12 protein-coding genes are annotated in these 12087 nt (G+C 61.7%); 4 read left to right on the top strand and 8 right to left on the bottom strand.

What is annotated here, in order from left to right; all coding sequences use genetic code 11:
- Window positions 1-4 precede the first annotated feature (4 nt).
- The 5 genes from hisC to HCZ23_RS14185 form a co-directional block, all read right to left on the bottom strand.
- The gene (gene hisC, locus HCZ23_RS14205) at window positions 5-1099 is read right to left on the bottom strand and encodes a histidinol-phosphate transaminase (protein WP_167602404.1); all 1095 of its coding nucleotides are present in this window, start codon (window positions 1097-1099) and stop codon (window positions 5-7) included.
- A gap of 145 nt (window positions 1100-1244) precedes the next feature.
- Window positions 1245-2276, bottom strand: a complete 1032-nt coding sequence (locus tag HCZ23_RS14200) for an endonuclease/exonuclease/phosphatase family protein (protein ID WP_167602403.1) — start codon at window positions 2274-2276, stop codon at window positions 1245-1247.
- Window positions 2277-2416: 140 nt separating this feature from the next.
- On the bottom strand, window positions 2417-3037 hold the full coding sequence (rpsD, locus tag HCZ23_RS14195; protein ID WP_167602402.1) for a 30S ribosomal protein S4: 621 nt from the start codon (window positions 3035-3037) through the stop codon (window positions 2417-2419).
- 194 nt (window positions 3038-3231) lie between these two features.
- Window positions 3232-4293: a Hint domain-containing protein gene (locus tag HCZ23_RS14190; RefSeq protein ID WP_167602401.1), complete on the bottom strand. Its 1062-nt coding sequence runs from the start codon at window positions 4291-4293 to the stop codon at window positions 3232-3234.
- Window positions 4294-4435: 142 nt separating this feature from the next.
- Complete coding sequence (locus tag HCZ23_RS14185) at window positions 4436-4915, bottom strand: aminoacyl-tRNA deacylase (protein ID WP_167602400.1); 480 nt, start codon at window positions 4913-4915, stop codon at window positions 4436-4438.
- 368 nt (window positions 4916-5283) lie between these two features.
- Between HCZ23_RS14185 and HCZ23_RS14180 the strand changes: the two genes are divergently transcribed.
- From HCZ23_RS14180 to HCZ23_RS14165, 4 genes are read left to right on the top strand one after another with little or no spacing between them, the layout of a single operon-like run.
- Window positions 5284-6327 carry a hemin-degrading factor gene (locus HCZ23_RS14180; RefSeq protein WP_167602399.1) on the top strand — a complete coding sequence of 348 codons (1044 nt, stop codon included), beginning with the start codon at window positions 5284-5286 and terminating at the stop codon, window positions 6325-6327.
- A complete protein-coding gene (locus HCZ23_RS14175) occupies window positions 6328-7188 on the top strand; it encodes a hemin ABC transporter substrate-binding protein (RefSeq protein WP_167602398.1) in 861 nt (286 codons plus the stop codon).
- 3 nt (window positions 7189-7191) lie between these two features.
- Entirely contained in the window at window positions 7192-8271 is a 1080-nt protein-coding gene (locus HCZ23_RS14170; RefSeq protein WP_167602397.1) for an iron ABC transporter permease, read from the top strand.
- A 1-nt stretch (window position 8272) separates the two neighbouring features.
- Window positions 8273-9073, top strand: coding sequence for a heme ABC transporter ATP-binding protein (locus tag HCZ23_RS14165; protein ID WP_167602396.1), 801 nt, complete (start codon window positions 8273-8275; stop codon window positions 9071-9073).
- Between the two features lie 9 nt (window positions 9074-9082).
- Here the strand turns inward: HCZ23_RS14165 and HCZ23_RS14160 are convergent, their stop codons facing one another.
- Genes HCZ23_RS14160 through HCZ23_RS14150 form a run of 3 tightly spaced genes read right to left on the bottom strand, consistent with a single transcriptional unit; the run spans window position 9083 to window position 11970 of the window.
- A complete protein-coding gene (locus HCZ23_RS14160; protein ID WP_167602395.1) occupies window positions 9083-10381 on the bottom strand; it encodes a TRAP transporter large permease in 1299 nt (432 codons plus the stop codon).
- Window positions 10382-10400: 19 nt separating this feature from the next.
- Window positions 10401-10958 carry a TRAP transporter small permease gene (locus tag HCZ23_RS14155; protein ID WP_167602394.1) on the bottom strand — a complete coding sequence of 186 codons (558 nt, stop codon included), beginning with the start codon at window positions 10956-10958 and terminating at the stop codon, window positions 10401-10403.
- Window positions 10942-11970: a TRAP transporter substrate-binding protein gene (locus HCZ23_RS14150; RefSeq protein ID WP_167602393.1), complete on the bottom strand. Its 1029-nt coding sequence runs from the start codon at window positions 11968-11970 to the stop codon at window positions 10942-10944. The genes HCZ23_RS14155 and HCZ23_RS14150 overlap by 17 nt, the downstream gene beginning before the upstream one ends.
- Between the last annotated feature and the right edge of the window lie 117 nt (window positions 11971-12087).

The following is a 12087-nucleotide window of genomic DNA, read 5'->3' as shown; positions in this document are numbered from 1 at the left end:
CGTCTCAGACACCGGCCTGTTCCCCGCGGAACTGGCCGATCACATGCGCCACGCGACGGCAAGAGGCCTCGTCGCCCACGGTGATCCGCAGGCAATTCGGCAAGCCATAGCCCGCCACGCGGCGCACGATGATGCCGTTTTGCTTGAGGAACTCATCGCAGGCCGCGGCCTCATCTTCGTCCTGAAACCGGGCGAGAATGAAGTTGGCGCAGGACGTGTCAGAAGGCACCCCCAGCTCCATCAGTGCCTCGGCCAACCAGGCGCGCAGACGGGTGTTGTCTTCGCGGCATTTCTCGACCCAGTCGCGGTCTTTCACGGCGGCTTCGGCGGCGGCCAGTTGCGCCTCCGACAGGTTGAACGGACCGCGCACCCGGTTCAGCACGTCGATGATTTCCTGCGGACCATAGCCCCAGCCGACGCGCACGCCGCCCAGACCGTAAATCTTCGAAAACGTCCGTGTCATCACCACATTGTCCCGCGCCTCGACCAGAGCCGCACCGCCATCGAAGCCTTCGACGAATTCGGCATAGGCACCATCGAGCACGAGGATCGCCTGCGACGGAATCTCCGAGGCCAGACGCGCGATGTCGCGTTGGCCGATCATGGTGCCGGTCGGGTTCGCCGGGTTGGCGATGAAGATCAGCTTGGTCTTCTCGTTACAGGCCGCGAGGATCGCATCCACATCGACCACACGCTCGCGCTCCGGCACACAAACCGGCTGCGCGCCCGCGGCACGGGCGGAGATTTTATACATGGAAAAGCCGTGTTCCGTGTAGATCACCTCATCGCCGACGCCTGCATAGGCCTGACAGAGGAAGGTGATGATCTCGTCTGAGCCGACACCGCAGATGATGCGCCCGGCATCCAATCCGTGCACCTCGGCGATGGCTTTGCGCAGGCCGGTGTGATCGGTGTTCGGGTAGCGATGAAGGGTGTGAACCGCCTTGGCAAAAGCTGTCTTGGCGCTTTCGGGCGCGCCGAACGGGTTTTCGTTCGACGACAGCTTGATCACGTTGTCAACGCCTTGCACATGGCTGGCGCCGCCCTGATAGAGGGTGATGTCAAGAATGCCGGGTTGCGGTTCGATCAAACGGGTCATGAATCCACTCGCTTAGAATTGTCCGCCTCTCTTAGCGCCGCGCGCGGAACATTGCCAGACAGATGAGCAACCTCTGTGCAGATGTTGCGTTGTGGCGTCGGTGTGTGCCCCCATCGCCACGCATTGGACCCGCGCAAATGGCGGCTCACCCCACGGCCCCCGCCGCCGGTTTCCATTTGAACCCGGCGCGAATGATGCCGTGATCGTTGGTGCCCGTCGCCTTGTGATCAATGATGTTGAGGTGATCGTTGTCCACCGTCATCTCGTCAAAGGCCCAGAGGCGGCGTTTGGAGTGATCGTAGAACTCCTGCGAAAACAGGATGTGATCGAGGCTCTCGCGCTCCTTTTTATAGACATGCGTGTAGTACACATCCCGCGTCGAGCGGTATTCCTGAAGCGTCTGCGCGGTGTAGAGCGCATTGTCGCCGCCGCCCTCGGACAGCCCCGTCAGATATTGCGGCTGCTCAGACAAGATGTTGAGCGTATTGGACAATTTGCTGTCGTTCATATCGCCGATCACCACCACGGGGGTGTTCGTGCCCTTGGTCAGATTGGTGATGATTATGCGCAAAGCCGTTGCCTCCGCCGTGCGGCGGATGGTCGAGACGGCATAGCCCAGCGCCGTCAGGTGATCCTTGTGGGTGTCACGCTCGTACCACTCCTCGCGCCAAAGCTCGGTCGGGCGGCGGGATTTGAAATGGCAGACAAAGACATGAATGACCGGCGTGTCCGGGTGCGGCTGAACGGTGAGATGCAGGACCGGGCGCGAAAAGCTGGTCAGCGCCACCGCGATGCGATCCTGTTGCGGATCGTCCCCGCCTGAGGCCAGCATCATCTCCTCAGGGAATGCGGTGATCCACTCGGGGTCGTCAACCAGAATATCCTGACGCACCAGCCCCGCACAGACGATGCGGTTGCCGGGATGACCGGGCGGGACAAGTGCCTGATGCGTGGTATCGAGCCCGGCCATCTGTATCGCCTCTTGCAGGGCCTCCTCGGCCCAAAGCTCCTGAAACCCGACCACATCCGCCGCGATGCGTTTGAGTACGGCGGCGGTGTAGAAAATCTTTGCGTCATATTGCTCTTCCGACCATGTCGAACCGGAATACATCGCAGCACCGGGGGATTGCAGATTGTAGAGATTGAAAGATGCAAAAGAAATATCACGTGCTGCCATACCCGAGGCCCTCCTGAAACACAGGCCCAGCTTAGCGCAAAACGGGATTCGGTTCAGGTGAAGTATTGGCAAAGAAAAAGGCCGCCCCAAGGGACGGCCTTTCGCAAATCTTCGAAGATCGGCTCAGAAAAGCGCGTGACTTAGTTCTGAGCGTAGAATTCGATGACGAGGTTCGGTTCCATCTGCACAGCGTAGGGCACATCGGAGAGGCCCGGCTTGCGCACGTAGGTCGCGGTCATTTTGGAGTGATCGGCGTCGATGTAATCCGGCACGTCACGCTCGGCGAGACCCACAGCTTCGAGCACGATGGCGAGCTGTTTGGATTTGTCACGCACTTCGATAACGTCACCCTCTTTCACACGGTAGGAGGGGATGTTGACGCGCTTGCCGTTCACGAGGACGTGGCCGTGGTTCACGAACTGACGGGCCGCAAAGACGGTCGGCACGAATTTCGCGCGGTAGACGACGGCGTCGAGACGGGATTCCAGCAGGCCGATGAGGTTTTCACCGGTGTCGCCTTTGATCCGCTCGGCGTCGGCAAAGATGCGACGGAATTGTTTCTCGGTCAGGTCGCCGTAGTAGCCTTTCAGCTTCTGCTTGGCGCGGAGCTGCAGACCGAAGTCGGACAGTTTGCCCTTGCGGCGCTGACCGTGCTGGCCCGGGCCATATTCACGACGGTTGACCGGGGACTTCGGACGGCCCCAGATGTTTTCGCCCATGCGGCGGTCGAGTTTGTACTTGGCAGACGTGCGTTTGGTCACGATCTGGATCCTTTCAGTTTGTATGAAAGGTGCTGTCCTTTCCGTCGGGCTTATCCCCTCGGGCGACAGGTCATCCCCTTGCGGGGGCCACCAACACCAAATAGTCAACCGGCGCGCATCGCTGCACACCGGATGGCGGGCTTATACAGCCGAAACCGGGGGAGTCAAGCGCGGGTTGTGTTTTCTTGGGGGCCTCAAGCGACCTTATGCAAAAGGATCGCCGTTTCCGCCGCCGACAAGGTCCGGCGCGCCGCGGGGCCGTAGCCTTCGGTCTGATCCAGAAGATGCGGGAAGCGCTCCAAGAGGCTGGTCCGCTGGTCTTCCGCCACCTCGCCCAGATCGGCAAAGCCGGGATGAAAGCTTTCGGTCTCCAAGCCGTTGGCAAAGATCACCTGATGCGCATCGAACAAGAGGTGGATGTAATCGAGCCCCTTGAGATGCCGCTCCGTCGTGATCGAGCGGTCATTCACCAAATCCTTGGCGCAGACCAGCACCTCATCGGCATTATAGAGGTCGCGCGCCGCCTGCCCCCGAAGCACCATCCGGTGTTGCGGCGAGACGATCAGGTCCTCGTCCGGCTCACCCATCCCCAAAGCATCGGCCCGGAACCGCACCGGGCGGAGCTCAGGCATCGCGTAAAGCCGCGCGCCCGTGATGTGACGCCGCCCGATCCAGCGCAGCTTTTGCACGCCGTCGTCCTTGGTCTGAACCGCATCGCCTTCGCACAGGTCTTCGACGGGCCGTGCCCCATTGGGCGTCAGGATTTTCGTGCCGGGCGTGAAACAGATCACACCACCGGGCGTGGCCTCTTTCGCTTCACGCGCCGCGGCGACATGGGTGGAGACCACCCAAAGATCCGTATCCGCAGGCGGCACCTCGCCCAGGAACATCAACAAAGGCGTGCCCAGTTCGGGCATATCGATCAGCGTGATTTCATAGCGCTTGAGGCCATCGGTGACGTCAAACCCGCCATCGAACAGTCGCGCGCGGGTCTCGAGGTCGTGATACGCGGGCGCGCCCGCCAAAGCCGCCCCGATCAGCCGACGCACCGAGTGCGCCGCCCGCTGATGCAACTCAGCCTGCCCGATTGCGTTCTCTAAGACGTAGACATCGCGTGCCCCATCGACGCAGACGGCCTCGCCGGTCCAGCGCCACGCAGCGCCGACCGTCAATGCCGAAAGCGGTGCAGATCGAAGCCCGTCGAGCTCCCCCTGCGTCCACGCGATGACAAACGTGCCGGAAAAGCCCGTTCTCATTGCCTGTATGCCTGCCATAGTTCTTTTTTATTGGGGGCAGGCTAACACAGGCGATTCGCCGTGTTAATGTTTTTTTGACGCTTTTTCGCAGAATGCGAAGCGGCAGAGGGACGCATCGCCCACTCACCAAACCGCCAGCACCCTATTCGACCGAAATCGACGCCACGCGCGCCCGCAGAGCTTCAATCGCCGGAGCCGGGTCGAGACAGACCATCAACCCACGTTTGCCGCCATTGATCACCACGGGGGACTCCACCGCCAGGATCGTGTCGTCGAACACCGTCGGCACCGCTTTTTTCTGACCAAAAGGACTGATCCCGCCGGTGTGAAACCCGGTCAGACGTTCGGCCTTCACCGGTGCCATCATCTCCGCAGATTTGCCTTTCAACGCCTTGGCGAATTTCTTCATCGACAGCGACCGATCCGAGGGGATCACCGCACAGGCGGGCTTGCCGTCCAGCTCAACCATCAAGGTCTTGAACACCCGCTCCGGCGCCCAGCCGATCGCCTCTGCCGCCTGCAACCCGATCGGCCCATCGCCGCCGCCATAGTCATATTCGAAGACCTCATAGCTTAGGGTCTGGCGGTCCAAAAATCCGGTCGCGGGCGTGGCAGTGCTCATAACGGCTCTCTTAGCGCTTTGTCATCGCTCATCTTTATACCGCCACCTCCGTGCAGAGAAAGAGCGAAGCTGACGCAAGGGCGGCGCGCGAAACGCACAGAGTCAATCTTGACAAAATAACTAAGGCATTATACCCAACGCCAAACCGCAAGCGCTTCGGCAGCCAGCTCATCGTCTGAAACACCTGACTTTGGGAGCCCGGCCTTGCCACGACAGCCCATATATTTGCCTTTCCGCTGCGCCTTCGGTCGCGCGCCCCGCACATCCCGTCTCCCTTCGATTGCCAAGGTCCTCTGACCCAAGCCCGCGCGCGGGGTTTTCCTTCGTGTCCCGCGCGCCCCTTTCATTCCTTTTCATGAGGCCATGCCATGAACAAACCTCTCACGTCGGCCGACATCCGCGCCGCGAAATCCGAAAACACCCAAAAGCGCGACCGCGATCTGGCCGACAGCCTCGGCATTTCCGAGGCCGAATTGGTGGCCGCCCACGTTGGGGCCTCCGATACCATGAGTGTCACCCGCATTTCGGCCAACCCTGACGATGTCATGCCGCGGCTGACCGCCTTGGGCGAGGTGATGTCGCTGACCCGCAATCTGTCTTGCGTCCATGAGCGCGTCGGCACCTTTGAAGAGTATAAATCCGGGCCGCATGCCTCGATGGTTCTGGGCAAGGAGATCGACACGCGGATTTTCCCGAAGCATTGGGCTTTCGGCTTTGCCATCGAGAATGAAACCGAAAAAGGCCTGCGCCGCACCTTGCAGTTTTTCGATCACGCGGGCGATGCGCTTCAGAAAGTCTTTCTGCGCGACAGCTCCAACCATGACGCCTGGCAGCCTCTGATCGAGGGGCTGCGCCTTGAGGATCAAACCCCCGAAATCGAGGTCGACCCGCGCCAGCCCACCGAGAGCGCCAAGATCAACGCCGACAAGCGCGACATCCTGGTCGAAGAATGGGCGCGCATGACCGACACGCATCAGTTCAACCGGCTGGCCGCGAAACTCGGCATGAACCGCCTCGGCGCCTATCGCCTCGCGGGAGAACCTTTCGTGCGCAGGGTCGCGCCTTCGTCTGTCGAGAGCTTCCTGAATGCCACCTCCGAGGCGCATCAAAAGGTGATCCTCTTCGTCGGCAATCGCGGCAATATCCAAATTCACTGGGGCACGCTCGACACTGTCAAACCGATGGGGCCGTGGCTCAATGTGCTCGACCCGCGTTTCAACCTGCACCTGCGTGGCGATCATCTCGCCGAGGTTTATGTGGTCGAGAAACCGACCAAACGCGGCCCTGCGATGTCGCTGGAGGCTTTTGACGCCGAAGGCGGGCTGATTTTCCAATGCTTCGGCCAGCGCGACGGGGACAGTGACGATCTCGCGCAATGGCATCAGATCCTCGCTGATCTGCCGGGGGCGTGAATGAGACATCTTCTGCTGAGTGCTGCGCTTCTCTCTCCCTTCTCGGCCCATGCTGAAGCCTATCCGGAGGCCAGCGCCATTGTCTCCATCGGCGGGCCAGTGACCGAGATCATCTACGCTCTGGGCCAGGGCGCGCGCATCGTCGCCCGCGACACCACCTCGCTTTACCCCGGAGAGGTCTCCGCCCTGCCCGACGTCGGGTACATGCGGCAATTGTCGGCGGAGGGCGTGCTCTCCGTTGGCCCCGACCTAATCGTCACCCGCGACACTGCCGGGCCGCCCGAGGTGCTGGACCAGTTGCGCAAGGCCGCCGTACCGATGGTGGCGGTGAAGGACGGGTTTTCCGAAAGCTCGGTGATCGACGCCATCCACGCCGTGGGCACGGCCTTGGGTGTGCCCGAACGCTCCGACGTTTTCGCGACTGAAGTCCAAGAGCAATTCGACAGCCTGCATCAGTCCATCGAAAGCGCAGGCACCCCGCCCCGCGTGTTGTTCATTCTGTCCAACCAGGGCGGGCGGCTGAACGTGGCAGGCGCAGGCACCGGCGCAGATGGCATCATCACGCTCGCGGGCGCCGAAAACGTCATGGCCTCCGCATATCAGGGCTACAAAATCATGAGCGACGAGGCGATCATCGCCGCCGCCCCCGATGTGGTGTTGATGATGGAGCCGACAGGCGAGGCCGAACATGACGGCAACCGCGCCGACATTCTCGACCTGCCCGCGCTCGCCCACACGCCTGCCGGTCAAAACGGCGCTTTCGTGGAAATTTCCCCCGCCGCTTTGGGCTTTGGCCCGCGCACGGCGCTCTTTGCCCAGGAACTGCATGACGCGCTTTGGGCCGCGAAAGGGACAGAGTAAGCCATGGCCATCGCCGAAACCCGCCCCGTGATCCCGCCTCTCGCCGGGGACCGTCGCGCCAAAGCGCGTCTTTTGCGCCTCGGGCTCATCGCGCTTTTGGTGCTCACCATGCTCATGGGGCTGGGCTGGGGCGCGGCGGGCGACACGGATGTGATCGCGGCCCTTTTGGCCAAATTCGGCATCGGCGAGGCGCGTCTGGTCGATATGACCGTGGTCTGGGACATCCGCATGCCGCGTGTGTTGACTGGCGCTTTGGTCGGCGCGGCACTGGCCGTCGCAGGCGCGGTGATGCAGGGGCTGTTTCGCAACCCTCTGGCCGATCCGGGCCTTGTAGGCGTCTCGGCGGGCGCGGGTTTTGGCGCGGTGGCGGCGATTGTTTTGGGCGGGCTTTTGCCCTTGGCGCTGCAAAATCTCGTTGGCGCCTATCTGGTGCCTGTTGCGGCGTTCTTCGGCGGTTGGGTCTCCACTTTGGTGCTCTATAAAATCGCCACGCGCGGCGGGCGGACCTCGGTCGCCACCATGTTGCTCGCGGGCATTGCTTTGGGTGCGCTGACCGGCGCGCTCACCGGGTTCATCGTCTACAAAGCCACCGACGATCAGCTCCGCGATTTGACGTTCTGGGGCATGGGATCGGTGGCGGGGGCCACTTGGGCGAAGCTTCTGACAGCAGGGCCGATCATCGCGCTGGCGCTGATCACCGCGCCGTTTCTGGCCCGCGCTTTGGACGCTCTGGCGCTGGGCGAAGCGGTCGCTTCGCACATGGGCATCGATACGCAGCGGATGAAACGCATCGCGATCCTGTCTGTGGCGGGCTCCGTCGGGGCGTCGGTCGCGATCACCGGCGGGATCGGCTTTATCGGCATCGTCGTGCCGCATCTTTTGCGGCTGGTCCAAGGGCCGGAGCATCGCAACCTCTTGCCCAACGCCGCACTTCTGGGCGCTATCATGCTTTTGCTTGCGGATATGGTCAGCCGTTTGGCTGTTTCCCCCGCCGAGCTTCCCATAGGCATTGTCACCGCCTGTCTCGGTGGACCGTTCTTCCTCTGGATCCTCTTGAAAAACCGCGCACTTTTGGAGAGTTGAGATGATTGTGGCCTCAGACATCACCGTGCAGTTCGGGGCGCGCAAAGTGCTCGATACGGTCGATTTTTCCGCCCGCGCGGGCGAGGTGACCGCCATTGTCGGCCCCAACGGGTCCGGCAAAACCACGCTTCTGCGCGCCATGACCGGGGAACAGGCGTTCACCGGCGAGGTCAGCCTCGATGGCACGTCTTTGTCACAGCTTTCTGCGCTCGATCTGGCGCAGCGCCGGGCCGTTCTGCCGCAATCCGGGAACATCGCCTTTCCTTTCACCGTTCTGGAACTCGTGCGTCTGGGCCTGACCGCAGGGCTGTCGACCGGACGGGCACAAGGCCTTGATCATCTGCCCCATGAGGCTCTTGCCCGCGTCGGGCTTGATGGCTTCGAGGGCCGCATGGTGCAGGAACTGTCGGGTGGCGAACGCCAGCGGGCGCAGCTCGCCCGTGTCTTGGTGCAGATCTGGGAGCCGGTGCTGGATGGCCATCCGCGCTGGCTCATTCTCGACGAACCGGTCTCTGCGCTCGACATCGGGCACCAGCTCACCGTCATGGAGATCGCCCGCGACTACGCCCGGCGTGGCGGCGGGGTGATCGCCGTGATGCATGACCTGAACCTGACCTCGATGTTCGCGGATCGGGTGACGCTTTTGAGTGAAGGGAAACTCCGCGCGGAGGGCACCCCACGCGAGGTGCTGACCGACCATGCGCTCTCGGCCTGCTACGGCTGTGCGCTACGGACCAACACGCCGCCGCCTTGCGGCGGTCCGTGGATTCTCCCCCAAGCCAGCGCCGCCCTGCCCGCCTGAGGGCACGACCTACATCAAGCTTGGCAGGAACAGCGCGATGGAGGGGAAGAACAGCAGCACCCCGATCCGCACCACGTCGATGGCGATGAAGGGCAAGAGGCCCTTGTAAATCGTCGTCAGACCGATGTTGCGTTCGACCGAGTTGATGACGAAGACATTCATCCCGATGGGCGGCGTGATCAGGCCCAGCTCAATCGCCATGACCACCATGACACCGAACCAGATCGGATCGAAGCCGAGGCTGGTCACGACCGGGAACAGGATCGGCACGGTCAGCACCACCATCGCCATCGAGTCCAGCACACAGCCCAGCACCAGATAGAGGATCAGGATCAGAACCATGATGCCCATCGGACCCAAAGGCAGGGCGGTGAGATATTCCGCCACCTGTTGTGGTGCGCGGGTGATGGCGAGGAAATAAGAGAACAGCAGCGCGCCGATAAAGACGAAAAAGATCGAGATCGAGATGCGCAGGCTGTCGACGAGGCAGAATTTGATGTCCGTCCAAGACAGGCGTCGACGTGCCACCCCGATGGCCAAAGCCCCCACGGCCCCCAGAGAGGCGGCCTCGGTCGGGGTCACGACACCGGCGTAGATGCCGCCGACCACAAGCAAAAACAGCAAGGCGATGGCCCAGACATCACGCAGGGATTTGAAACGCTCGCCCCAACCCTGACGCGGCCCCACAGGCATGTCATCCGGCCGCAGATAGGCGATGATCGACACGGTCAGCATGTAAAGCGCGACCGCCAGAAGCCCCGGCACGAGACCGGCAATGAAGAGCTTGCCAATGTCCTGTTCCGTGATGATGCCATAGACCGCGAGCACGATGGAGGGCGGGATCAGGATGCCCACCGTGCCGCCCGCAGCGATCACGCCGGAGGAGACAGAATCGGCATATCCCGCCCGGCGCATTTCCGGCAAAGCCACTTTGGTGAGCGTCGCCGCCGTGGCGATGGAGGAGCCTGAGATGGCGGCAAACCCCGCGCAAGACGCAATCGTCGAGAGCGCAAGCCCGCCGCGCCGGTGCCCGAGCCAGGCGCCTGCGGCTCGGAACAATTCGTGGCTCATGCCCGATCGGGTCGCAAAGGCACCCATCAGGATGAACATGGGGATCATCCCCAAGTGATAGGTGGTCGCCGTCGACAAAGGCGACAGAGACACGAGGCGCAGCGCCTGCGTCGGGCCGACCACGGCGGCAAAGCCCCCGATGCCAACAAGGCTCATCGCGATGGCAATCGGCACGCGAATGGCCATCATGAAGAACAGGGCGACAAAGCCCACGATCATCACCGTTTCCCGGTCCATGTTACCCTCTTATTCTATCTTATTCTTCAACCGCGAGGGCCGGCTCGCCCTCATGATGGTCCTCATGCGCATGCGGCGTCTCATCTTTGACAATGAGCCAAAGCCGCAAAGCCGTCGTCAGCGTCGCAAGCCCCGCCCCGATGACCATCAGCCAATAGGCCGGCCAGATCTGAAACCTGAGATCATAGGAATGCTCGCCGGTCGCGAACACATCCTGCGCATTTTTGGACATCATCACGGTCAGCACCGCGAAGGACAGCAGGACGAGCAAGGTGGAAATGAAATCCATCGCCCGGCGCCAGGTTTTGCCCAGCATCTCATAGAGCAGATCGACGGAGATATGCGTGCCGGTATAATTCACCGTCGCCACACCCCAGAAAATCGCCACACCAAGCGCCAGCCGCCCGATGTCGTGGCTGTCCGGGATCGGCGCGGAGAAGGCATAGCGCATCACAGCGGAGCCAAAGGCCAAAAGCGTCACCAGCCCCATCAGAAAGGCGGCCGCGAATTCGACCCATGTGGCGAAACGGCGGAGCCCGAAGGCCCCGCCAGCGGATGTGTCAGAATTTTGCGTCATGGGCTTCGAGCCGCTCCACAAAGGCATCATAGATCGCATCCGCATCGAGACCCTTGGCGCTCACATTGGCTTTCCAATCGTCCAACAGGAAGGCAGAGGCGTCTTTCCACTGCTGAAGCTCCTCGTCGCTCAGCTCAAGCACATGGTGCTCAGGGCTCTCCTGAAACAGGCGCTTGCCTTCATTGTCGAAGGCCACCCAACCGGCGGCGATCTTGGCCCCCCATTCAGGCGAGCAATGATCGTCGATCACACCTTGCTGGCTTTCCGACAGGCTGTCGTAGCGGTCCTTGTTCATCGCGATGATGAAATTGGTCACGTAGAGCGGCATGTCGGGGTGATAATGCACCACGTCATCCATGCCGAAAATCGAGATCGAGCGCCACGGGAAGGTGATGCCATCCGCCGCCCCGCGTTCCAGAACTTCGCGCGCCTCTGACGGGCCGACCTGCACGGAGGAGCCGCCCATGCTCTGTACCAGACGCCCGATGGTGCCATTCGCCGGACGGATCGTCTTGCCCTTCATCTCCGCAGGCGTGCGGATTTCCGAGGTGGAATGCAAGGTGCCCGGATCATGCAGGTGCACGACGCAGAATTTCACGTCGCTCATTTCCTGATCTTTATACGCTGCATACCATTCGTTCATCGCCTCTGTGCCACCAAGGCCGGATTTGATGAAAAAAGGCAGCTCGCCCAAAGCCATGATCGGGAAGCGGCCCGGCGTGTGACCCGGGTTGGCCCAGACGAAATCGGCGATGCCGAATTTGGCGATGTCATATTCGTCCTCGGCCTTGCCGAGCTGACCGGCGGGAAAGAAACTGATGTCCAGCGTGCCATTCGAGGCCGCGCGGATGCTGTCGGCCCAGACCTGAAAGCCCTGGGAATGCAGCGGGTGTTGCGTCGGCAGATCGTGCGAGAAACTCATCTCCACCACCTTATCCTCCGCCAGAGCGGTCCCCGCAAAGCCGCCAGCCATGATCGCGGCGCAAACTGCGCCGGTCAGCCTCTGTTTCATGATGTTCCTCCTCCAAAATTGGCCGCCAACACCGGCCTCCCCAGCGCCCGCGACTCCTCCTCTGTAAAAGAGATTAACGAGTAAAATCGTTGGGTCAAATAAAAAACGATTATTTTT

The organism is Celeribacter sp. HF31, assembly GCF_011806455.1.
In the GTDB taxonomy this organism is placed as follows: Bacteria; Pseudomonadota; Alphaproteobacteria; order Rhodobacterales; family Rhodobacteraceae; genus Celeribacter.
Note: the sequence above shows the minus strand (reverse complement) of the source record. Positions and strands in the feature narration are given on the sequence as shown.

Coding starts and splice junctions, on each gene's coding strand:
- HCZ23_RS14180 (WP_167602399.1), top strand. CDS start 5,284: ATGAACAAACCTCTCACGTCGGCCGACATCCGCGCCGCGAAATCCGAA.
- HCZ23_RS14165 (WP_167602396.1), top strand. CDS start 8,273: ATGATTGTGGCCTCAGACATCACCGTGCAGTTCGGGGCGCGCAAAGTG.
- HCZ23_RS14190 (WP_167602401.1), bottom strand. CDS start 4,293: ATGAGAACGGGCTTTTCCGGCACGTTTGTCATCGCGTGGACGCAGGGG.
- HCZ23_RS14175 (WP_167602398.1), top strand. CDS start 6,328: ATGAGACATCTTCTGCTGAGTGCTGCGCTTCTCTCTCCCTTCTCGGCC.
- HCZ23_RS14200 (WP_167602403.1), bottom strand. CDS start 2,276: ATGGCAGCACGTGATATTTCTTTTGCATCTTTCAATCTCTACAATCTG.
- HCZ23_RS14160 (WP_167602395.1), bottom strand. CDS start 10,381: ATGGACCGGGAAACGGTGATGATCGTGGGCTTTGTCGCCCTGTTCTTC.
- hisC (WP_167602404.1), bottom strand. CDS start 1,099: ATGACCCGTTTGATCGAACCGCAACCCGGCATTCTTGACATCACCCTC.
- HCZ23_RS14155 (WP_167602394.1), bottom strand. CDS start 10,958: ATGACGCAAAATTCTGACACATCCGCTGGCGGGGCCTTCGGGCTCCGC.
- HCZ23_RS14185 (WP_167602400.1), bottom strand. CDS start 4,915: ATGAGCACTGCCACGCCCGCGACCGGATTTTTGGACCGCCAGACCCTA.
- HCZ23_RS14150 (WP_167602393.1), bottom strand. CDS start 11,970: ATGAAACAGAGGCTGACCGGCGCAGTTTGCGCCGCGATCATGGCTGGC.
- HCZ23_RS14170 (WP_167602397.1), top strand. CDS start 7,192: ATGGCCATCGCCGAAACCCGCCCCGTGATCCCGCCTCTCGCCGGGGAC.